Genomic DNA, 21,532 nt, shown 5'->3' with positions numbered 1-21,532 from the left:
TGTACAAGGCGGGTTACCCAAGCGGCCAAAGGGATCTGACTGTAAATCAGCCGGCGTAGCCTTCGGGGGTTCGAATCCCTCACCCGCCACGTTGCCAGGTCTTCGGACTTGGTGGCAGAGTGGAAAACTGCTGGGCAGCAGGGCGGTTAAGTCATCGCTTAGTCCAGCAAGTTTATTCACTGTTGCCCCGATAGCTCAGTAGGCAGAGCGTCTCCATGGTAAGGAGAAGGTCCAGGGTTCAAATCCCTGTCGGGGCTCTGAGGTTTGTTTTGGCAAACACTCAAGCGGCGGGGTAGCTCAGTTGGTGAGAGCGCACGACTCATAATCGTGAGGTCGCGGGTTCGAACCCCGCCCTCGCTACTTTTCAATTTAGATTGAAATAGGAAATGCCGCTGATCGGGCGGCCCGAGACATAGAGGTAAATAAGAATGGCCAGCAAGTCGTCCGACGTCCGCCCTAAGATTACTTTGGCGTGCAGCGAGTGCAAAGAGCGTAACTACATCACCAAGAAGAATCGCCGGAATAACCCGGATCGCTTGGAACTGAAGAAGTATTGCCCGCGTTGCCGCAAGTCCACTGTACACAAGGAAACTCGCTAAGTTCGCGGTTGCTGCAGGCGGCTGTGGCTGTCTGCTTGTTGCATAGGTTATCAGCAGCTGTGCTTTATAAGCTGCAATAACCAGATCAGTATCTGCCGGCGAGCAGCAACTAGAGGCGAAGAAACAGAAAAGACTTAAGCTATAACGCTAAAAGTAAAGACTTAGTATTAATAAATGGTTGGGGGTTGCAACCTTAGTTGCAACCCCCAACCATTACTTTTTAGTTAACTAGCTACCTTTTTACTAGCTAGCCAGTTTTTGCAGTGCCTTTAAGGACTTCTCCGCATTAGCTTTCGGGCCACCACCAGCGGGAGGCTCCTCATCAATCATGATGTCCTGTTCCAGCACGTAGTAGCCGTCGAAGCCGGCCTTATCCAGTTCCGCCACAATGGTGCCGAAATCAATATCGCCTTCACCAATAGGAGCAAACATTCCGGCCTTAACTCCCTGCGACCAGGTGATCTCACCGGGCAGCAGTTTATCGGTCATTTCCTTGTGTACGTCCTTCGCGTGAACGATCACGGTACGACCGGGGTATTCCTTAACGATTGCCTCCGGGTCGCAGCCGCCGCAAACCATGTGTCCGGTATCCAAGCAGAGAGCCACCTTGGATTCGTCCAGCATCTTGCGAATCTCACTGTCATTTTGAATCATGGTTCCCCAGTGAGGATGCACGCAAGCCTTTACTCCGGCCTCGGCGCAAACATCGCTGATCTTGTCCAAATTTCCGAATAGGGTCTTCCAACCTTCATCATCCAGTACCGGGCGGTCATCATAACCGTCACGACCAGAATCTGCCGCCAAGATCAGGTATTCCCCTCCAGCAACCTTGAATGCTTCTAGCTCTTTCTTTACTGCCGGGATGGGGTCAACCTCAGGATCGTGCATAATTGCCAGGAAAAAAGCTCCTACCGGCTTGAGGTCATATTTGCCTACCTCTTTTGCGCGAGCAGCAGCCTCAATCGGTAGCCAGCCCTGAGGCCCGAATTCGGTGGCGGTTAAGCCAATTTCCTTCATTTCGGTCAACACGCGCTCAGGGGTCATTTGATATCCCCAGCCCGGTACCTCACATACGCCCCAAGAAATAGGAGCTCCCGCAATCTTCATATTTTCCTCCATTATTGATTTCCAGGTGAAACGTCTTTTACGCGACCTGTAATTTTTAGTTATCTTTTACTGCTTGTTTTTTTATTGATATCCCAGTGGACACTAACGCTTTTCTCGCCCACAGACGCTGTGGAAAGCGATACCTAAGGTCTACTCGCCGACCTTAACCGGGCGCTGCTCACGGGCAGATTTTTCCGCTGCCTCTGCCAGTAGTAACGCCTGGGCTCCATCCTCGATCGAGGGTGTAGGTTTGCCGCCCTCTTTAACTATGGAAATAAACTCGTTGAGCTCAGCCGCGTAGGCATCGGCGTAGCGAGTCAAGAAGAAGTCCAGATAGGGCTCGCGGGAAAGCGAATAGCTATCTTTGGACAGCGAAATCGTGGTGGGACGCATGTTATCTGCATTAAGTTGACCCTCACGTCCGGTTACTTCTAAGCGCTGGTCGTATCCGGTGGCGCAGTGGCGGTTATTGATAATGGTGGCTACTGCACCCGACTTAGCGGTCAGTACGATCACTGCTGCGTCATAGTCATTGCAAGCGGCGATCTCTGGATCCAGGTTCTGCGGAATGGTGGTGACGGTATCGACATCGCCCAGCAGGAAGCGCGCCATATCGAAATCGTGGATGGTCATATCTTTGAAGATTCCACCCGAAACTTTGATGTAGTCGGCAGGCGGTGCGGCAGGGTCACGCGAAATAATAGTTACCTGTTCCACCTGACCGATTTCGCCTTTATCCATAAGTTCCTTTACCCGTGCAAACGAAGGGTCAAAGCGGCGGTTGAATCCCATCATCACCGTGGGATTTAGTCCCTTAAGGGCTTCGCGCAATTCCTCAACTTTGGCGGTTTCCATGGCCACCGGTTTTTCACACAGCGCAGCTTTGCCGGATTTAGCGGCGGCGATGATATGGGGAACGTGTAGCGGTGTCGGGGAACCAATAATTACCGCATCAATATCCGGGTTGTCCCAAATTTCTTTTTCATCTGTTACTCCGCGTCCGCCGTATTGTTTAGCTAATTCGTCAGCCGCGTCTTGGCGTACGTCAAAAACTACTTCTAGAGAAGCATCAGGGTTGGCCGCAAGAGTTTTAGCGTGAACATGACCAATCCGTCCGGCTCCCAGCAATCCAAATTTCAACATAAAACAACTCTGTTCTGTGCAGGGGAGTAACAAACTCCCGTTCCTTTGTCCTTACATTATTAACAATAGAGGAATAAGCCAGGAATGTAAACACTTTGCCCGAAATGTTTCGGTAACGCCGGTTACTATTAGTGTCGACGTAAAGAGGACGCGCGCCCTCCCAGAAGAAAGAAAATGCTGGAAAGAGGGTTAGACCTTACTTCCAACGCAGCAACATTAAGAAGCCCCCAAAGGCAACGCCCAGACCCAAAGCCAGGTTCCAGTTGCCAGCACTAGGGATGGGGTAGCCACCAGAAGTAATATAGTAAACCACTACTAAAACCAACCCAATCAGCATCAACGACACTGAAAGAGGCGCCCACCAGCGAGGAGATGGCTTCATATCAGCAGCCCAAGACTTATTTAACTCTTCTGGCTGTTGGGAGCGGTGAGGCTTAGCGCCCTTGCGCTTACGAGACTCCGGCACGAGTACCTCCAAAAAGTACGATTTTATTAGCTAGACCCATTCTAGTGGGAATAGCGCTAGAGACATAGTTAAGTCTGCTTTCCGGTAAATTAAGTCTAGGATAAAAGCAGGGAATAATGCCCGCAGGTCCAAACAGACGAATCTCGGAAGAATATGAGTAGAAAAACCAAGCAAACACGGCCAGAAAAAGAAAAACGCCGTAGCCGCTTCGACCCCATCGCGGCTTTTGGGGAACTACTGATTATCGTGGGGCTGGTGTTCGGATTATTCGCATTTTGGGACGTTTTTGTCACCGACTGGCAGGTGGCCAGCTACAATCACCAGGCTTTGGATTCTTTCCAGAAGAGCACTAAGAGCTGCCCCAATCGTGTTTCCACCGACGAGCGCAAAAGCGCTCCCCCCAGTATCGGGATTAAACAAGAAAATGAGACTCTGGGGGCCCTGCACGTTCCGAAATGGAACTATATGGTGATTCCAGTTAAGGAAGGCACCACTCAACTGATTTTGAATACCGGAGCTGCTGGACACTATGAAACTACAGCGCTACCTGGACAAATAGGGAACTTTTCGGTGGCGGCTCACCGCAGATCTTTCGGATCTAACTTCCGGCGCATTGACGTATTGAAACCCGGGGACACCGTAGTCATGGAAACCGAGAATGAGTGGTTAATCTACAAGGTGAGGAACCACAAGATTGTGCGACCTACCCAATCGGACGTGATTTTACCGGTACCAGAAAAGCCGGGGGAGCAGCCCACCGAGCGGCTAATGACTATGACTACCTGTAACCCGGAGTATGGGAACTGGGAACGCTATATTGTGCATCTGAGCTTCGACCATTGGGTGCCTCGTAACAGCGGTATCCCCAAGGAACTGGCAGAAGGAGGCAACGCATGTGCGGGTTAATTTGGGATTTACTTCCCGGTCCCAAGTGGCTGAAATTCCTGCAGGTGGTGCTGATAATCGCCCTAATCATTATGGCCTGCTTTTGGTGGCTATTCCCCTGGATTTCCGAGACCCTGGATCTCACTGGAACCACCGTAGGTAGTCCCCTTGGGTATGGCTCGGGCGGCGCCCTCTAGAATTTTATCCCTGGGTTTAGGGGTTTGGTTCAGTCGGCTCTTCGGAACTGTTATTTGCAGGCTGCGAGGGTGCACTTGACTGCTGCGGCGGGGTTTTTGCCACCTTAACTGTCACCGAAGTACCATTTTTTACCCTGCCAGAAGGCTCTACCGAAATAATCTGTCCATTGGGAGTCTGGCTGGTTTCCTGGGTCACCGTGTTGGTCTGTAAACCTAGACCAGCCAGATACCTTAATCCTTCCTGTTGGCTCTTACCCACTACTTGAGAGGAGTCAATAGAAACATAGCCTGAGGACAGCACCAAGATGATTTCATCATCCTTACTGGCAGAACTGCCTGCTTCCGGAGTTGTACGGATCACCCGCTCGGCCGCTGTTTTAGAATCATCCTCGTATTTGACAGATCCCACCCGCAAACCTGCTTCTTCTAGGGTCTTTCGGGCGGCATCCTGAGTTTGTCCAGATACGTCAGGTACGGTAATTTCGGCAGCTCCCGAAGATAAATGAATGGTTACTGTAGATCCGGATTCAACTTCAGTTCCCGGTTCGGGATCAGTTTCGGCGACCTTACCCTTGTCTACCTCATCGGAGGCAATAGCAGGACCCTGTTCCATATTTAATCCCAGATCTTCAAGAGTACGTTGCGCTTCAATTGCGCTCATCCCGATAATTTCTTTCGGGATGGTGACCTGCTCGGGTTCCTGATTCTTACCAGAAGCCATCAGCCACCAAATCAGCCCTATCAGCGCAGCGGCAACTATTATCCCAATAACTACTGCCCAAATAATCTTCTTACGTTTTTTCTTGCGGGCAGCCTCCTCGTCCTCTTCTTCCTGGTCAGGGTCTTCTTCCATTACCTGTGACCACTGGGCAGGTGGATAGGAGGCATGCGGCTGCATAAAACCTTCAGTTGGGGTACTAACTGGTAACGGAGGCAGCACCGGGGCAGAAATTTCGGCGCCCGCTGCCGCCCTGACCATGTCTGAACGCATAGAAGCAGCATCCTGATAGCGTTCTTCCGGCAATTTAGCCAGAGATTTCATTACCATCCGATCAAGCTCGGGGCTGATATCGGAGGCAATCGAAGAAGGTAGTGGCGGCATCTCCGCTACGTGTTGATAAGCAACGGAAACTGCGAAATCTCCTTTAAAAGGGGCCCTACCGGTCAGCAGTTCGAAAAGCATACAGCCGCAAGAGTAAAGATCAGAACGGGTATCAACGGTTTCCCCTCTTGCCTGCTCCGGGGACAAATATTGAGCGGTACCCACCACAGCATCCGTGCTGGTCATGGTCTGCCCCGAATCTTCTAGGGCGCGCGCAATCCCGAAATCCATCACCTTGATCTTGCCGGTGTTCGTAATCATTACATTGCCGGGTTTAATGTCACGGTGTACTAGTCCGCGTTTATGGGAATATTCGAGGGCGTTGAGCACCCCCGTCATAATCTCAACTGCCTCATTGATGGGAACCGGTTGTCCATCGGTCAGCAATTGGTGGACTGTGTGTCCCTCTACCAGCTCCATTACAATATAGGGAACGTGAACTTCGGTACCTTCCGGGGTAGTGACCACCTGTTCGCCGGTGTCATAAACCTGGACGATGTTCTCGTGATTCAAGGAAGCAGACGCCAAAGCTTCACGTCGGAAACGAGTTAAGAACACCGAATCTTTCGCGAGGTCAATGCGTAGCATCTTGATGGCGACAACGCGAGAAAGCAAGGTGTCGTAGGCCTGGTGTACCTCAGCCATCCCGCCCCTGCCGATCAGGGAACGGATCTCGTAGCGGCCTCCGCCTATGCGGTATGGAGAATCTGCCATGTGTCTTCCTTTGGTTCCGAAACTATCTTTATCATAGCTTTTTGGGTGGGGGTTGCCGGGGAGTTAGCCGCCGAAAACAGTAAGCCAGCGCCCAGGCTCAGGGTGGTTACCAGAATCCATAGGAGCAGAGTAACCAAAATTAGAGGTAGCGCCCACCGCTGATCATGCCGTCCGTGTCGGGCTCGCGAAACATCTTGGTTCCACCATTTTCGGCTGAAGATCGCTACTTTTTCGTAGGGACGGCGCAGCCGGGCTACCTCGGCGTCTAGGGGATCGGCTGGTTGCAGCCCGATCTGAGATTCCAGTCTATGGCTCCAGGAAACTAACGGTGTAGCCAGCGAAGATGAGGCTTTCCCGGTTTCGGGTGCGCCGGGTGCCACGTAACGAGGAGGAGTCGGGGCTTTACGCCAACTAAAAACTTGGGGCAAGTACCGTAGGCGTTGTATTTGGGAACGCGGACGGGATGCGGAAACTGGCGGGATGAGCTCGGCAAACTCGCGGGGTCGTATCCGCTGCCGCAGGCGCTGACCCCAGGCGCCCTCGGGAAGAGGAATCGAGTTAGGAAGTACCTGGGGTGCGGGGACGGTGCCTCCGGATAGATAGAGCATTCGCGACCCGTCTTCTTCTTTCGGCCACGAGGTGGCAAAGGGAGGCCGCCAGCTGGGGGCGGGGGAAGCTGCCAGGGCAGCGGGGTCTGCGGCAGGCAGAGGAGCAGACGCAGCAGCGATAGGTGGCGCCTCTTCAGCAACTGTTGCCACGGCAGCGGAGTCTTGGTTCGCCTGCTCGAGCTCGGCTAGTTCTTCCATATCTTCTTGGAAGTTTTCTAAATCTGCAGCTTGCGCAGAGGATTCTTCAGTTTCAGCGGCAGTAGCCGCCGCCTCAGCTGGTTGCGGGGATAGTGCCGGTGATTCCTGGGCGCTAGTCTGTTCCTGTTTCTTAAGCTGCGGATGAGCCAGACAGTGCTGTACTTCCTCCAGGCGCCGCATTAAATCAGCTGCGCTGGCCAGGCGGTTTTGCGGTTCTTTTTCCAAAAGCTCCATCACCAATTCACGCATCTCAGACGGAATTGACTCTGGTAGAGCCGGAACCGGTTTGTTAACGTGGGCGAAAGCGATATCTACCGGCTTTTCCCCGCTAAAGGGTCGTTTCCCAACCAAGGCTTCATAGGCGATAATCCCTAGGGCATAGAGGTCACCAGCAGGCGTGGCCGGCTGACCCATCGCCTGTTCGGGGGGCAGATATTGGGCAGTACCCATCACCATTCCCACCTGGGTTAAATTAGCCTGACCCGGTGCCTTAGAAATCCCGAAATCGGTAAGTTTTACTTCTCCAGTAGGAGTAACCATGATGTTTCCAGGTTTAATGTCCCGGTGTACAATCCCGGCTCCATGTACCGCACTGAGGGCGTCAGCGGTTTGGTATAACACCGAAAGCAGAAAATCGGTATCTAAAGTGTGTTCCTGATCCAGGATTTCGGTTAGGGAAACCCCGTCAACCAGCTCCATGCTGATCCAACCCAGCCCGCCGTCCTCACCGGAAGCCTGAACTGCCGCTAGGTTCGGGTGATGCACCCGCGAAGCATTGTAGGCTTCGATTCGTAAGCGCGAGAGGAAAAGTTTCTTTCCGGCCAGTTCTGGACGTAAAATTTTTAGTGCCAGACGTTCGCCAGTTTTTTCATCTAGAGCCTGCCAAACTTCCCCCATACCGCCGATAGCTAAACGAGAAAGCAGCAGGTAGCGACCAGCAATCTTCATCCCCACTTTCAAAGCGGCAATCGCTTTTTGGGCGCTGGTCGCGTCTTGGCCAGAAGTAGCAATCGGGTCAAGGGGAGTTGACATTTCTGCTTCCCGCCCGCGCGGCGGGGCAGGTAAAACGCGGCTATCAGTCATGATTCATCGCCGCCTGAATTATGGTTTTGGCAATCGGTCCCCCGACCGGTCCGCCGTGGGGAGCCGGGTTAGCGGAATCGCCTTCTACTACCACCGCAAATGCCAGGGGATAGTCGGGAATATCTGCCCAACCCACATACCAAGCGTCGGTTCTGCCACCATCAATCTCGGCAGTTCCAGTCTTGGCTCCCATTTCCACCCCGGAAACACTACCTGCCTTACCGGTGCCTTCGGTTACCGTTTGGATCATCATTTCACGTAGCTGCTGGGCTACCTCTTTGGAAATAGGCCTACCCATAGTGCCGCCGGAGCGGTAGTTGCGCGTTTCCTTACCATCTGGTCCCAGTTCGGACGCCACTAAGAAGGGGCGCGCCTGGGTACCTTGATTCGCTACTGCCCCGGCTACGGTGGCCATCATTAAAGGAGAAGTTCGCACCTCGTACTGCCCAATCGCGCTCATCATTGTGGGAGCCAGCCCGGGATCACTGGTGGGGAAATAGGACTTTTGCACTGGTAGCGGCACGTTCAAAACGGACTTTGGGTTGAAGCCGAAATCTTCAGCCTGTTGTTTTAAGGCTTCATATCCTAAGTCCTGACCAATGGTAGCGAAAGGCGTATTGCAAGATAGGGCAAAAGCATAACTAAAAGTCGGGCTACCGTTGCCGCAGTTGGTGGACTCGATATTAGAAATCCGCGCATTTGAACCTGGCAAAGGCACCGAGACCGGAGCATCAACTTGGTCTTCGGGAGAGCGAATTCCCTGCTCGAGTGCAGCAGCAGCGGTAATAATTTTGAAGGACGAGCCCGGCGCAAACTCCCCGCGCAAAGCGCGATCTAGCATCGGTTTTGCCGGGTCTGAGTTCAGCCCTTTTAAGGTTTTTTGTGACTCTTCCTCGCTGCCACTCGCTAGCGAGTTCGGATCAAAACGAGGGGTAGTAACCGCCGCTAGGATTGCTCCCGTCTGGTAGTTGATTGCGACTGCGGCGCCCTTGCGATTCCCTAGTGCCTGCGCCGCCGCCTCCTGAATCTTGGGGTTAACAGTCAGGCGTACCCCTCCGCCCTTCTGATTTTCCCCCGCCGCGTGCTTAAGCATCTGGGATAGAGCCTGGCTAGAGGCTTCCCCCATTAAAACCGAGTTTTGTAGTCGTTCAATCCCGGTAGCATTGCCGCCCGGGGAGAGGTAACCGGTCAGGTTAGAGTACAGCGGAGCCTGGTCAGAGTAAACCCGGTGGTAGCGCTTACGATAGCCGGTAGAGTCTTCTGTGGGTTGGGAGGATGCAATCGCGTTTTCGCCCACCATAATAGGGCCGCGTTCAATATATTTGGAACGGTAGAAGGCGCGAGAGTTGCGTCCATCTGCGTTGAGAGAATCTGCCCCCAGGAACTGGATGTAGGTACACGCCACCATCAGCGACAAGAACATGACAAAAACTACGAGGAAAAGTCGCTTAATCTGCGGATTCATGGCGGTCACCCCCAAAAGGTTGTTGGAGGTGGGAGGAGGCATTTGGTGCGGGATGATTTGGGCGACGTCGCGCAGCTCTGGGTGTCCAGGTGGCTGGTTTTTGGGTTTCGTGAGGGGGAACCGAAGTCGCGTCCGCAACAAGGGGAGACTCGGAATCTGCCAGCTCGGTCACGGAGTGTTTATCCTGTTGGCGGGCAATTACCGCTTCTAACTCGGCAGTATCAATAACCCCACTTTCGGTAGTTACCGGTTTGCGTGCCTCGTTGGAAAGGCGTAGCAACAGAGCCAGAATCACCCAGTTGGCTACTAGCGAGGAACCGCCGGCCGCTACGAACGGCAAGGTAAGGCCAGTAGAAGGAATAACTCTGGTAACGCCGCCTACCACTACAAACACTTGGAATCCGATAGTAAAAGCAAAACCGGCTGCCAATAGTTTGCCGAAACTGTCGCGCACAATCAGAGCGGTGCGTAGCCCGCGTTCCACAAAAATTAGGTAGAGAGTGAGGATGGCTAGCGACCCGGTTAACCCCAGTTCCTCCCCGAGAGAAGCGAAAATAAAATCGGAGTTCGCGAAAGGAGTGAGCGAAGGAGACCCCTGCGCCCAACCAGTCCCCAAGATTCCGCCATCGGACATTCCGAAAAGACCGGATACCAGCTGCCCAGAACCACCGATGGCGCGGGAATAGATCTCGGGGTCGAGGGCATGAAGCCACACATCAATCCGCGCCTGTACGTGTGAAAACATCCGGGCAGCCAAGACTACTGCCGGTGCGAAAAGGATCGCCCCGATAAGCAGCCACGAGGTTTGATTGGTGGCCACGTACAGCATCGCCACGAACAAACCAAAGATTAGCAGGGAAGTTCCCAGGTCACGCTCGAACACCAAAATCATAATAGAGGCTGCCCACACCACTACTAACGGACCGAGATCTCGCAGGCGCGGCAAGCGCATTCCCAGCAGCGATTTCCCGCCTTGGATTAGTGCTTCCCGGCGGGTAGTTAAATATCCGGCGAAGAAAATAGCCAAGCAAATTTTGGCGATTTCGGAAGGCTGTAGCGAAAATCCGATATAAATCCAGATGCGGGCACCATTGATGGTGCGCCCAATCACTGGTGCCAGCGGTAGTAGGAGTAGCGCTATCGCCATCAGCATCGACAAATAGGTATAGTTACGCAGCTTGCGATAGTCACGCACGACCGCCAAAGTAACCACCATTAAAATCACGCCGAGCAGGGTGAAGGCTGCCTGCTTAAAACCCACATACAGCTGGGACTCGGGACCGTAAGCCAGATCCAGACGGTAAATCATCACTAGGCCAATCCCGTTGAGCATCAAAACCGCGGGTAGCAGCACCGGGTCGGCATAGGGCGCTAAGAAACGCACTGCTAGGTGGGTAGCGAGGGCGAAGGTAGCCAGGATACAAATGTGCAGTACAAAGGAGGTAGGAAGAGCGCCGGTACGGTTGACATTAATAGAAAAGTATCCAGCAAAACAGGCCGCTAAGGCTACTGCGATTAAAAGCAGTTCTGCCAGTCGGCCAGTGGGGTGTTTTATTTTTACCAAAAGCGCTGTCCCTCCTTTCCTTTACTGGAACCGCGTTAACTTCTTAACTCGCGGTTATCACTTGCCGCTTAAGACTTATCGGGATGAGCAGATTTAGAGGTTTCCGTCTGCGAAGGATTTTCAGTTTCAGTTTTTTCTTTCTGGGGCGAAGTATCAGTAGATTCGGTTTCGGACACCGAGGTCAAAGTGGCAGTCGGAGGAGGGGTGGGGCGAGAAGACATCCCGTACCGCAAAGCCCCCAAAAACAGCCCAATCAAGACCAGTAGTCCCAGGACTACCCCGATGATTCGACCCCAGCGGAACTTAGGAACCTGGGTTTCCTCCTCTAGGGGCTCCGTCGGTACCGCCGCCCGCGCCGCAGAAAAAGACTCGTCCTCGTCCCGGGCATCAGTAGCGGCCGGGTCGGGACTATCGGGACTAGCAGACAAGGTGTCTTCGGAAAGCGTATCCAGCTGTCTGCGCACCTGCGCTAACCGGTCGGTGGCCGCCGCTCCCACTACTTGTGGCTCGCTTTGCGGGGCGTCCTCCACAATGTCGGCAACTACGCAGGTCACATTGTCTGGGCCGCCGGCTTTCAGCGCCAGTTCCACTAAAGATTCGCAAGCCTGCTGCGGGGTTTCACTGTGATAGAGCACTTTGCCGATGGTTTGCCCGGATACAAAACCGCACAAGCCGTCCGAACACAGCAGCCAGCGGTCACCAACTTTGAGTTCGGGATGAGATTCGTCGAGATTTACGTCCTCTTGAGAATCCCCTAAAACCCGTAGTAGTACCGAACGTTGGGGATGGTTTTCTGCTTGATCCTGGGTGAGTTGCCCGGTATCCACCAGGTATTGCACGAAAGAATGGTCATTGGTCATTTGCCGCAGTTCTCCGCCCCGCAGCCGGTAGGCGCGCGAATCCCCGATATGGGTCATGGTCAGAGCATTTTCGCTGCGGCGAATAGCGATACAGGTAGTACCAAAGCCGGCCAGCGCGGGATCTTGGCTGGAGCGTTCACAAAGTTCCTGATGCGCTTGCCCTAAGGCTGTCCGGAGGCTTTCTAGAGCGTCTTCGGGGCTTTCGGCTAAGGAGTCGAGGCCGCGTACATGATCGATAGCTATTGACGAGGCAATATCCCCCCCGGCTGGGCCTCCCATCCCGTCTGCTAATATCAGCAGATTTGGACCGGCGTAACCCGAATCTTGGTTAGATTGCCGGATCTTACCGATATCGGAGAGGGCAGCATAGTTGAATCCGATGCTCATCTAGTTAGCTCCATTGTTGTTTGTCCAATCCGCACCACGACTCCCAGCTCGAGGGGCTGAGCGGTGGTGAGGCGTTTGTTGCCAACGAATGTTCCATTCGTTGAGTTCAGATCCTCAATAAACCAGCGTCCGTTGTTGTTGTAGATACGCGCGTGTCTATTGGAGGAGTAGGAATCTTTCAGAGGTACCGTGCACTCGCCAGAGCGCCCTAAGAGAATGGGGTTTCCGTCAAGTTTCAAACGATTTCCGGCCAGGGCGCCACCGGTGAAAGCCAGGTAGCGAGGACGGCCTTTGCGTTTGGATTTTTGGGGCTTGCTCTTCTTATTTTGAGGGCGCCGTGCGCGCGAGCCTCGGAGAGGAGATTTTGCAGATGCCGAGGACGCCAAGAAAATATCGCGGCGTAGCACTAGTACCAATCCGATTACCAGCAGCCATAATAGGGCTACGAAACCGAATCGAAGAATAGTGTATAAAAGTCCTACCGCCACAATTACCGCCTATTATTCATCCGCGCTTGATGTCCAAAATAGCAGGTGAGTGCGACCGATAGTTATTTCGTTTCCATCTAACAGGGTGGCGGCGCTGATGCGATGACCTTCCACATAGGATCCGTTAGTGGAACCTAAATCGGTAGCGATTACTCCTTGAGAAGTTATTCGCAGTTCCAGGTGGCGGCGGGATACTCCCGGGTCATGTACCACAATATCGGCTTCAGATCCACGCCCTATCACCGTGACTGGTTCGGTTAGTAGCCACTGTTGTCCCTCGATATCGATAATCGGATGGGCGGGACTGGCGCCAGCAGTGGTCACCGGGGCAGCGGGGCCACGCCGGATAGCGTTTTCGATTTTTAGTTCTCCCAGCGGATATTCTCCGGCAGAAAAAGTAACTTCCACTGGCCCCACGAACACGTAGCTTTGTTCCGTAGCGTATGAAGTGGCGTCTTGCGCTAATTCTTGCGCGAATACCTGCGAGTTCTGATCCATAACCGACTGGAAGTCTTTTTCATTAAGGAGTACGCGGTACTCATTGGGCACTACTACCCGGCCATCGCTCAAAGTGGCGCGGGAGCTGTCCATGCTTTCCCGAATCGCCGACTTTACGTCTACCGCTTTAATTGAACTGGCGAACATTTTAGAAAAAGGAGCGTTTACCCCCTGGGAAACGGCTCTTTCGAAGCGGTCAACCACTCCCATATTTTCGTCCTCTCCTGTAAAAACCAGATCTGAAGCATCTTGCGGCGCTATTTTTATCTGGCAGATTTTGCCGGTAAAAACAGCGCGCAGCAAACACACCTAAGACCCAGGGTAATAGAAAAATGTCTGAGAAGTATTATCGCAGGGTGAATAGGGCGATATTAGGCGTGCTGGCGGGGTGAAAAAGTCTAAAGCAGCAGAGAGAATCCGCCCTGAGTTGCAAATTTTGGCGGTAAACGTTGTGAAACGTGACGCCTTTTTTCTGTGGGCTTGCTCCCGCCTTTGGTTTCAGGGTAGATTTCTATTCGTTGGTTAACGCTTCCGGGCGTTAAACCTAAGCGCAAGTGGCGGAATTGGTAGACGCGCACGGTTCAGGTCCGTGTGCCCTTTACCGGGCATGGGGGTTCAAGTCCCCCCTTGCGCACCAAATAAATGGCTCTGACCAAGGCAAATGCAACGGTCAAGTTAAAAAATCTCCCAGCGTTGTCTCTGCGTTGTCTCATGAAGCTGCCGCGTGCAATATCCGTGCAATATCGAAATCAGTTTTTTGCGCAGCCTCGCCCTAATCATCCACAAATGCGCAGGTGTGGGTGCCGGAGGCTGTGAGTTTGCCGTCCTCGGAAAAAATCTGCAAGAAATAGGTCGCGAGGGTGCGCCCGCTTTGGGCTAAAGTCGCCACGCAATACACCCGGCCCTCGATAGCCGGACGATGATGGGTGACGAAGATATTTGCCCCTACCGCGTGTTTGCCTTTGGGAGCCACGTAGTTGGCAGCCAAAGACCCGGTAGTTTCCCCCAACACCGCATTCGCGCCGCCGTGCAGGACCCCTAAGGTCTGGCGGTTGCCCTCTACTGGCATTGAGCAAACCATTACCTCCCCGCCCAAGTGGTGAAAGCGGATCCCCATCGTCTCAATAAGTTGAGCTTCAGTCGAGGGACACTTGTCGGAAACATCCGGCAATGACCGCAAGAACTGAGCAGTTTCTTCCGGGTCGCTCAGATCCGGCAAAGTAATCGGGTCATCAACTTCGTCGCGGTAAACCAGTTTTTTTTGCATACACCCATACTATTGCTGGCAGCAGGGAGTGAATGACTAGGTTTCGATTTTTAGGGATCTATTTCTTTAGTGTCTTAAGGCGGCTGCTGGAGGGATTTTAGCAGCACGTAAGGCAGGAACCAGGGATGAGAGTATTCCGATTATCATCCCTCCGGGAATTAATAGCAGCGGTATTAGCGGATACATTACTGGCGTCCACCCTTGTAGTCTGACTAGTACTAACAGTGACACTAAGCCGAGAAGTACTCCAAAAAAAGCGCCGATGCCTCCAAGAAACACTCCTTCGATAATAAACTGGTATGCAATGTGACGCGGACGTGCCCCAAGAGAACGACGCAACCCTATTTCGGTAGTGCGTTCAATAACCGAGGTTAGCGTAGTTGTCATAATTCCTATTGCGCCTACTACTAGGGAAAGAATAGAAACCCCGATTGCCATTGTGTTTAATGAAGTTGTTACTTTACCGCGGAGTTCTTCGGTGCTTGGTGGCATTCTGACTGCGACTAGTTCCGAATGCCTGGCAGATACTGCATACGGAAGAGCAGCAGCCACTTTCTTAGTGGCACCTAACTCGGTTTCAACCACGCCAGCAAGTCCGTTTCCAGCTTGATAAGACACATCGCTGCCGTCTAGATTCTTAGAAATAATTACCGCTGAACTTGCGCCTGCGGCCTGGCCAGTGGAGGATAAGACCCCAAACACTGGAATAGATTTGCCATCGCAAATAATTCTTGTGGTGCCGTCAGTTGTGGTCATACCCAAGTTGTTAGCAGCAGTTGGCCCTAATAAGGCGACCGGCCCCGGAATTTTCTCGATGCTTTTATCGAAAAGTCTCCCGCTCTTTACTTTCATCCCACTGGCTTGTAAAAACCCGGGATCAGCCACGATTATAGGGGTGGCTTGAGTTTCGCCGGGGTGAGTGCGGCAATCGGCTTGAGGTGCGGCGCTGTAACGTCCTGCTGCTTTTACCCCCTGCATTTTCGTTACCCTGTCAGTGAAGTTTTTATCTAGTATTTGCTCAGCATCTTCGCGGGCAGTAACGGTTATGGTAGTCGCTGTACGCTCATCGAAAGTTGCGTTTATGTCTGCACTGGCGGAGAGAGACCAACCTAAGGTGACCAGAAAAACTAGAATCCCCACGGTTATCCCAAACGCGGTCATGACGGAGCGCATTTTTCTGCCCCAGATGGCACCAAGAGATTGCTGTAGTAGCAGTCCCCAATTAACTCTTGTCATAATCGATCTGCTCCACGTTTCCATCTACCACCAAATAACCGTGGCCGAAGTGGGCGCGCACTTCTGGCTCATGCGTGACCACTACCAGAGCGCATCCGCTGCTCCGTTGTACCTGCAATAAGAGTTCAATAGTTTTTTGGGAATTATCTTGATCGAGATTACCGGTGGGTTCATCAGCTAACAGTAGACTGGGCGATCTAGTTAAGGTTCGTGCAATGGCTACCCGCTGTTTTTCACCCCCAGATAGGGTGCTAATGCGAGCGGTTGCTCGGTGTTCTAGCCCCACTGCCGATAAACAAAAGAGTGTTTTTTCTTTTCGTATGTTCCTTTCGAGATTACTGTAGGTAAAACCCAACTCGATATTTTGTATTACATTCAGGTAAGGAATTAAACCGAAATCCTGAAAAATAAAACCAATATGATCAGCTCGTAATTGATCAATTTGTGCTGGTTTTAGTTTACTGCAATCCTTCCCTTGTATCTTTAACGTGCCTTCGTAGTTAGGGTCTAATAACCCTAGGATATTTAGGAGAGTTGATTTTCCCGCCCCAGAAGGACCGGTAATTACTACTGACTCCCCTTTTTTTATTTTTAGATTCACATTTTTTAACGCATAAACAGTAGAATTTCCTGTCCCGAAGGTACGGTTTAAGTTATGCATTTCTAGGATAGGGGGCTCATTGGTAGTCGGAGGGGCTATATCAGATGTATTAACCTGAGCGTTAGAGTCCAATTATTTATCTCCCAGCAAGACAATTTCACCAGTTTTTACTGCCCCTTTAATAGCAACGGCTCCATCTCCGCTTTCGATAATTTCAACATAAGTTTTCTGGGTAGAATCGCCGGTCTTCTTTTGCACATAGGTTCCTTTGTTATCCTCACGGATTGCTGCCGCGGGCACAGTGAACGGATAAATAGTGTTGGAACCGATGGTCACACTCCATTGACAAGTAGTTAGAGCATTATTTGGGGGATTATTTAAGGGAATACGCAGAGTGTATGTTGGCTGTGAGTTTTGTTCTTCATCTTTATCATTGGAGTCGGGGGAGTTGGGAATTGCGGGTAATGTGGTCTCGTTATTCCATTGACCAGACTCCAATTTTATCGGTAAACCTTCGCGCAGCTTCAGTATCTGTTTTGCGTCTAATTCCAGGATTGCTAAGGGTGCGCCTACCCCGATTTTCACACTAGATTTCTCACCCAGATAGCTACCCAAATCAGGCAGCTCGGTAATAGTGGAATTGGCAGGGATAAAGGCGGCTTCACTGCGGGGGATAACTAATGAATCATCTGAGGCAGTTTCATTTTCAGTGCTATTGGTGTCCGATTCGGCCTGGGGTTTGTTGCCAGGCGTATCCTGACGTGCGTTTCGTGTCTTCGGGTTCTGGGCCGGAGCATAACCGTTGTTTCGATAGAGCTTCGCGACGAGCTGGGCAGTGTATTTTCCTAGCTGTCCATCTGCTGCAACCGAATAGCCACAGCTATTCAAAGCTTTTTGCAGCTGGGTGACATCCTTGCCGCTGTCGCCGATATGGAGGTCGCGGTAGGCAGGTATTAATCCGTTCAACGCTAAAAGAGGACGCCCTGATATTTCTAATAAAGCATGACAGTACGGAACAGGTTTTCCGGCGCTGACTGGCACCGCCGAGATCACCCCTACTTCGTCCTCGTTTCTAACTGAAAGAGGAATTTCTCTTTCGCTAGAGGACGAAATGTTAGCTGTTCCTGTTAGCGTGCGAGATAGTTTTCCAGCTTCTACTTTCGCGGTAGCGACCGGGTGAGCACTAGAGATAGGACGCGCCTTGGACGGGGATAAGAAACTCAGCGTCAGAAGTAAAACAAAACCCAGACATATAGCTGCTCCACTAGCAGTAAAAATGACTGTTTTCCACGCAACTCGGCGTTTACTGCGGCTCAATAATTTCAAGTTATAGCATCCTAAGTCGTGGGGAAAAAATATTAGTTTTCTCTGGAAATATTTTTACTCTTTTTTAGGCTATCTTGACGTAATTCTTGCCACTCCGCGATTAGCCCTGGTTTCTTCGCTAATATCTTATGCACCGCTAGTGCCTCCGCTTTGGAAACTTTTTCAAGGTACCTGGTGCTTAACATACAGCGAGAAGCAGCCTGAGCTGCCTTTATTTCTTCTATACCGGGATTTGGTGCTGGCCAGGACAGGTCGGGAGCCTCATCCCCCTTCGGGCTAGACAGGGAAGAGGGAGATAAAAACTGAGTGTATCCCTCGTTTTTCATGCATTTATTCCAAGCTGCTGCAGCTTTGTCTTTCGTTGTGGAGATTGCGTCTGTGGCTTGTAATGAAATGTTGGTTGCTTCCTGCTCTAGTTCGACCATGCGTTTATATTTTGGAAGTACCTCTTTCATTGCTTCGTTTACACATCCTGAAGGGTTTTTACTGTTTTCGTCTCCGTAGAGCGCCCGATCCTCAGGAGACAAAATTTTATCGTCTGCAGCTTTAGCATTCTGGTCATACCATCCTGGAACTGCGACGCCGTATTTTACCGCATCTTCTTCCGAGACATATTCATAAACATTTTCAATTGCCTTTTCGTTCATTGAAATCAAATCCAATGATGGGGAATTGGCGTCTGTGGGAGTATAAGAAAATCCTTGCTTCTGCATACAAGATGTAACTGCGGCATAATATGCGTTACGCAACTGGTTAGTTTCTGCCTGTGGGGGATAGAGAATAGCGTTGGTCTCGCTTAGATAAATGTGGCTATTTACAGCAGCTTTACTAGGAGTCCACTCGGCGCTATCATCAACCGGTTGTGAAGCGCACGCCGTCATAAAGCTAACCAGTGAAATTCCGCAGAGTATTTGTAAGATTTTCAGCGCATGGTTGGCTCTCATACGGATCCTGCAATTCGAGATTAAATCTTAAAGTCCTGGTGTGAGCGACAAGCTTTCCAGTTTATACGATCCCAATTCCGAAAACCTCTTTGAGAGGGGGTGTAGTACGTAATTCTATATCCCTTGCCATTTCTTTCGCTCGTAAACTTGGTTCCCATTGTTCTATAGTTAAAATAGACTGAGTGGATTTGATGGGTGTGATTTGCAGATGAGGAATATTTGAACTTCGTACCGGTCCCGTTAATTCCGTTCCACATACACACGTAGCCAGAAGGGCAAGAAGGAGCTGCCTGTGCAGCTGGGGCACAAACTATTCCCGATATCAACATGGCGGTGGCGGCTAGTGCTCCGGACAGTCTTTTGAAAGTGGACATAATAGGAATCTCCCAACTTGGTTGACGATGAATCAATAGGCTAACTATAAAACCAGATTCTTATGTTTTCAATGGTTTTCGAGGACGAATTTTGGGCTAACTTTTCTTAAGCGCCCTGAAGGGAATAAAGTTAAGTTCTGACCGTAAAACTTAAGTAGACTCGCGCCCCTGTGGGCGGGGTCTCCTAGCTGATAGGGACGAAATGTCTAGTAACGATCAGAATCTTCAATCTGTATCCCCCCAGCAACCCCAGAAAAAATCTCTCCTGGGTTTCTGGAAACTTCACGGTGATGGCCGCTCTATTGGACCCGGTGAAGTGGTAATGCCTCGTGAGAGGCTCTCCTGGCCGCGCACCGCAGGCATTGGCGCCCAACACGTAGTCGCCATGTTCGGTGCCACCTTCCTGGTGCCCTTGCTGACCGGCTTTCCTCCCAACACCACCTTGTTCTTCACCGCGATAGGAACCTTGCTCTTCGCGCTGGTAACTGCGGGTAAACTGCCCTCCTATTTGGGTTCCTCCTTCGCTTTGATTGCCCCCATCACCGCGGTATCTTCCCAGTACGGACAGTCAGCGGCGCTCGGCGGGGTCATCAGCGTCGGGGTTACATTGGCACTGATCGGGGTAATCGTTCATTTTGCGGGCATCGTGTGGATTGACCGCATCATGCCGCCTACCGTGACCGGATGTATCGTAGCTCTAATCGGCTTCAACCTGGCACCGGCCGCCTGGAATTGGTTTAAAGAGGGCGCGGTCACTGCCGTAATCACCGTCACCTCCATCGTGCTAATCACCGTCCTTTTCAAAGGAATCATCGGCCGCTTGTCCATTTTGATTGGCGTGGGCGTGGGCTATATAGCCGCGGTAATCCAACATGAAGTGGACTTCAAAGCCATCGGCGAAGCCGCCTGGATTGGCCTGCCTGAATTCCACACCCCCTCTTTCGAACCTTCGACTTTGGGACTATTTATCCCGGTAGTGCTGGTCTTGATTGCTGAAAACGTCGGTCACGTTAAATCCGTATCCGCGATGACCGGGGAAAACCTAGACCACTTGACCGGGCGCGCCCTGTTTGCAGACGGGATTTCTACCGTATTCGCCGGTTGCGGCGGCGGTAGCGCCACCACCACCTATGCGGAAAATATTGGGGTAATGGCCGCAACCCGCGTCTACTCCACCGCCGCCTATATTGTGGCTGCTTTTGTAGCTCTGGTCTTATCAATGTTCCCCAAGTTTGGGGCGGCCATCGCCACCATTCCTCCCGGGGTACTTGGAGGCGCGGCTACCGTCCTCTACGGCATGATCGGAATGCTGGGCGTGCGGATCTGGGTACAAAACAAAGTTGATTTTGCGGATCCGGTGAATCTGAATACCGCTGCGGTTGCGATGATTATTGCCATCGCCGACTACACTTGGCAGATTGGCTCCCTGACCTTCAACGGTATTGCTTTGGGTTCGGCCGCCGCGATCGTGGTCTACCACGTGATGCGGGGGATTTCGAAGGCGCGCGGTACCTTCCTCGAACAGGCGTCTCCGGCTTCTGCCCCGGCGGGTACGGATCTAGAGTCCCGCTCCTATGAAAAACGGGTAGCGTCAAACTTGGATAATTCTGCTCCGCAAGCGAGCGAATAATCTGCTAACGGCGAGAATACTCGACCTCGTGGAGCTTAGGCGATCTGCACCAGCTTACAGCCGTCAATCTCCTCAAGATTCTTTTGGGCGATACCTTTGAACTTTTCTGGGGTAACCATATCGGAATAGCGAGACCCGATAGTCACGGTCACATCAGAAGTAGGTCGCGGATCTAAAACGATTTCTGCGTCCTCGAAGGCACGCGCCAAAGTGTAAGCAACGTTAACCCCGGTCGGGCCAGTAATGATCTGGACATTGCCCTCATAGGATCCGGTGGTGATATTTCCAATATCTTTCACCGGGATGCCCCGCTCCTTTAACCCCGCGGCTACTTTGCCGGCCAGCCCGGAAACATCGGTACCGTTGACTACATGGACTTCCATTTTGTCAAGGGGAACCGCTTTTTCAGAGGTCGGGCAGGGAACATCGCCGGCCTGGGCATATTGGGGAGCCTGTTTGAAGTCATTGAAGAACGGGAAAGGTAAAATCCCGAATCCGACCAGAATGGAAAGCACCAAGAGGCCGGCCATCACCGAGCCGATAATAGTGAAAACCATGGTTTCACGTTGCTGACGGCGACGTACATAACGCTGGTAGGGGCTAAGATTTGCCAGCGGGTCAGTGGTATCAGAGGACGCCGCCATTTCTGACTGGTACAAGTCTTTTTCGCCGCCCGGGCTCACCTGGGTTTGATTCATGCTTGTTACTTTACCTCCCTTGAGGACTAAGGCAGGGGTCGGCGGTGCGTTGTGTAGGTTAAAACAGGTAAAGTAAAGCCAGGAAAACGAGT

Annotated in this window: 21 protein-coding genes and 4 tRNA genes; 8 read left to right on the top strand and 17 right to left on the bottom strand. The window is 52.0% G+C overall.

Annotation, left to right across the window (positions count from 1 at the left end; translation table 11 throughout):
• Window positions 1–7: 7 nt before the first annotated feature.
• The 4 genes from KO216_RS08455 to rpmG all read left to right on the top strand — a co-directional run bounded on the left by KO216_RS08455 (window position 8) and on the right by rpmG (window position 599).
• Window positions 8–89 (top strand) — tRNA-Tyr (locus KO216_RS08455).
• Between the two features lie 95 nt (window positions 90–184).
• Window positions 185–257 (top strand) — tRNA-Thr (locus KO216_RS08450).
• A gap of 29 nt (window positions 258–286) precedes the next feature.
• Window positions 287–360 (top strand) — tRNA-Met (locus tag KO216_RS08445).
• Window positions 361–428: 68 nt separating this feature from the next.
• Window positions 429–599, top strand: coding sequence for a 50S ribosomal protein L33 (gene rpmG / locus KO216_RS08440; protein ID WP_215523769.1), 171 nt, complete (start codon window positions 429–431; stop codon window positions 597–599).
• Between the two features lie 243 nt (window positions 600–842).
• On the opposite strand, the gene KO216_RS08435 is transcribed toward rpmG, so the two are convergent.
• The 3 genes from KO216_RS08435 to KO216_RS08425 form a co-directional block, all read right to left on the bottom strand.
• Window positions 843–1,718 (bottom strand): sugar phosphate isomerase/epimerase family protein, encoded by an 876-nt coding sequence (locus tag KO216_RS08435; protein ID WP_251452013.1) that lies wholly within the window; start codon window positions 1,716–1,718, stop codon window positions 843–845.
• A 138-nt stretch (window positions 1,719–1,856) separates the two neighbouring features.
• The gene (iolG, locus tag KO216_RS08430) at window positions 1,857–2,849 is read right to left on the bottom strand and encodes an inositol 2-dehydrogenase (protein ID WP_215523768.1); all 993 of its coding nucleotides are present in this window, start codon (window positions 2,847–2,849) and stop codon (window positions 1,857–1,859) included.
• A gap of 196 nt (window positions 2,850–3,045) precedes the next feature.
• Entirely contained in the window at window positions 3,046–3,315 is a 270-nt protein-coding gene (locus KO216_RS08425) for a cell division protein CrgA (RefSeq protein WP_215523767.1), read from the bottom strand.
• Between the two features lie 153 nt (window positions 3,316–3,468).
• On the opposite strand from KO216_RS08425, the gene KO216_RS08420 reads away from it, so the two are divergent.
• Both KO216_RS08420 and KO216_RS08415 read left to right on the top strand, forming a co-directional pair.
• Entirely contained in the window at window positions 3,469–4,221 is a 753-nt protein-coding gene (locus KO216_RS08420; protein ID WP_215523766.1) for a class E sortase, read from the top strand.
• Window positions 4,209–4,397 carry a hypothetical protein gene (locus KO216_RS08415; RefSeq protein ID WP_215523765.1) on the top strand — a complete coding sequence of 63 codons (189 nt, stop codon included), beginning with the start codon at window positions 4,209–4,211 and terminating at the stop codon, window positions 4,395–4,397. Before KO216_RS08420 ends, KO216_RS08415 begins: the two co-directional genes overlap by 13 nt.
• 16 nt (window positions 4,398–4,413) lie before the next feature.
• Here KO216_RS08415 and pknB read toward each other — a convergent pair whose 3' ends face one another.
• The 7 genes from pknB to KO216_RS08380 form a co-directional block, all read right to left on the bottom strand.
• Window positions 4,414–6,213: a Stk1 family PASTA domain-containing Ser/Thr kinase gene (gene pknB / locus KO216_RS08410; protein WP_215523764.1), complete on the bottom strand. Its 1,800-nt coding sequence runs from the start codon at window positions 6,211–6,213 to the stop codon at window positions 4,414–4,416.
• On the bottom strand, window positions 6,189–8,102 hold the full coding sequence (locus KO216_RS08405; protein WP_251452011.1) for a serine/threonine-protein kinase: 1,914 nt from the start codon (window positions 8,100–8,102) through the stop codon (window positions 6,189–6,191). The genes pknB and KO216_RS08405 overlap by 25 nt, the downstream gene beginning before the upstream one ends.
• Entirely contained in the window at window positions 8,095–9,567 is a 1,473-nt protein-coding gene (locus KO216_RS08400; protein ID WP_215523763.1) for a penicillin-binding transpeptidase domain-containing protein, read from the bottom strand. Before KO216_RS08400 ends, KO216_RS08405 begins: the two co-directional genes overlap by 8 nt.
• Window positions 9,551–11,131, bottom strand: a complete 1,581-nt coding sequence (locus KO216_RS08395) for an FtsW/RodA/SpoVE family cell cycle protein (protein WP_215523762.1) — start codon at window positions 11,129–11,131, stop codon at window positions 9,551–9,553. Before KO216_RS08395 ends, KO216_RS08400 begins: the two co-directional genes overlap by 17 nt.
• Before the next feature lie 68 nt (window positions 11,132–11,199).
• Window positions 11,200–12,378, bottom strand: coding sequence for a PP2C family protein-serine/threonine phosphatase (locus tag KO216_RS08390; protein WP_215523761.1), 1,179 nt, complete (start codon window positions 12,376–12,378; stop codon window positions 11,200–11,202).
• Window positions 12,375–12,866: an FHA domain-containing protein FhaB/FipA gene (locus KO216_RS08385; protein ID WP_215523760.1), complete on the bottom strand. Its 492-nt coding sequence runs from the start codon at window positions 12,864–12,866 to the stop codon at window positions 12,375–12,377. Before KO216_RS08385 ends, KO216_RS08390 begins: the two co-directional genes overlap by 4 nt.
• A 12-nt stretch (window positions 12,867–12,878) precedes the next feature.
• Window positions 12,879–13,574 carry an FHA domain-containing protein gene (locus KO216_RS08380; RefSeq protein ID WP_215523759.1) on the bottom strand — a complete coding sequence of 232 codons (696 nt, stop codon included), beginning with the start codon at window positions 13,572–13,574 and terminating at the stop codon, window positions 12,879–12,881.
• A 338-nt stretch (window positions 13,575–13,912) separates the two neighbouring features.
• Here KO216_RS08380 and KO216_RS08375 point away from each other — a divergent pair.
• A tRNA-Leu gene (locus KO216_RS08375) sits at window positions 13,913–14,001 on the top strand.
• Window positions 14,002–14,136: 135 nt separating this feature from the next.
• Here KO216_RS08375 and KO216_RS08370 read toward each other — a convergent pair.
• The 6 genes from KO216_RS08370 to KO216_RS09675 all read right to left on the bottom strand — a co-directional run bounded on the left by KO216_RS08370 (window position 14,137) and on the right by KO216_RS09675 (window position 19,067).
• Window positions 14,137–14,631 carry a PaaI family thioesterase gene (locus KO216_RS08370; RefSeq protein WP_215523758.1) on the bottom strand — a complete coding sequence of 165 codons (495 nt, stop codon included), beginning with the start codon at window positions 14,629–14,631 and terminating at the stop codon, window positions 14,137–14,139.
• 66 nt (window positions 14,632–14,697) lie between these two features.
• Window positions 14,698–15,867 (bottom strand): ABC transporter permease, encoded by a 1,170-nt coding sequence (locus KO216_RS08365; protein ID WP_215523757.1) that lies wholly within the window; start codon window positions 15,865–15,867, stop codon window positions 14,698–14,700.
• Complete coding sequence (locus tag KO216_RS08360; RefSeq protein ID WP_309547305.1) at window positions 15,854–16,600, bottom strand: ABC transporter ATP-binding protein; 747 nt, start codon at window positions 16,598–16,600, stop codon at window positions 15,854–15,856. The genes KO216_RS08365 and KO216_RS08360 overlap by 14 nt, the downstream gene beginning before the upstream one ends.
• Complete coding sequence (locus KO216_RS08355; RefSeq protein ID WP_215523755.1) at window positions 16,601–17,794, bottom strand: peptidoglycan-binding protein; 1,194 nt, start codon at window positions 17,792–17,794, stop codon at window positions 16,601–16,603.
• A 32-nt stretch (window positions 17,795–17,826) separates the two neighbouring features.
• Window positions 17,827–18,738, bottom strand: a complete 912-nt coding sequence (locus KO216_RS08350) for a hypothetical protein (protein ID WP_215523754.1) — start codon at window positions 18,736–18,738, stop codon at window positions 17,827–17,829.
• A gap of 20 nt (window positions 18,739–18,758) precedes the next feature.
• Entirely contained in the window at window positions 18,759–19,067 is a 309-nt protein-coding gene (locus KO216_RS09675) for a peptidase inhibitor family I36 protein (RefSeq protein WP_374047513.1), read from the bottom strand.
• Window positions 19,068–19,314: 247 nt separating this feature from the next.
• Between KO216_RS09675 and KO216_RS08345 the strand changes: the two genes are divergently transcribed.
• Window positions 19,315–20,742 (top strand): uracil-xanthine permease family protein, encoded by a 1,428-nt coding sequence (locus KO216_RS08345; protein WP_215523752.1) that lies wholly within the window; start codon window positions 19,315–19,317, stop codon window positions 20,740–20,742.
• 35 nt (window positions 20,743–20,777) lie between these two features.
• On the opposite strand, the gene KO216_RS08340 is transcribed toward KO216_RS08345, so the two are convergent.
• Window positions 20,778–21,440, bottom strand: a complete 663-nt coding sequence (locus tag KO216_RS08340; protein WP_215523751.1) for a LytR C-terminal domain-containing protein — start codon at window positions 21,438–21,440, stop codon at window positions 20,778–20,780.
• Between the last annotated feature and the right edge of the window lie 92 nt (window positions 21,441–21,532).

Source organism: Varibaculum prostatecancerukia (assembly GCF_943169825.2).
In the GTDB taxonomy this organism is placed as follows: Bacteria; Actinomycetota; Actinomycetes; order Actinomycetales; family Actinomycetaceae; genus Varibaculum; species Varibaculum prostatecancerukia.
The sequence above is the reverse complement of the archived record's forward strand: the minus strand, read 5'-3'. Positions and strand labels throughout refer to the sequence as shown.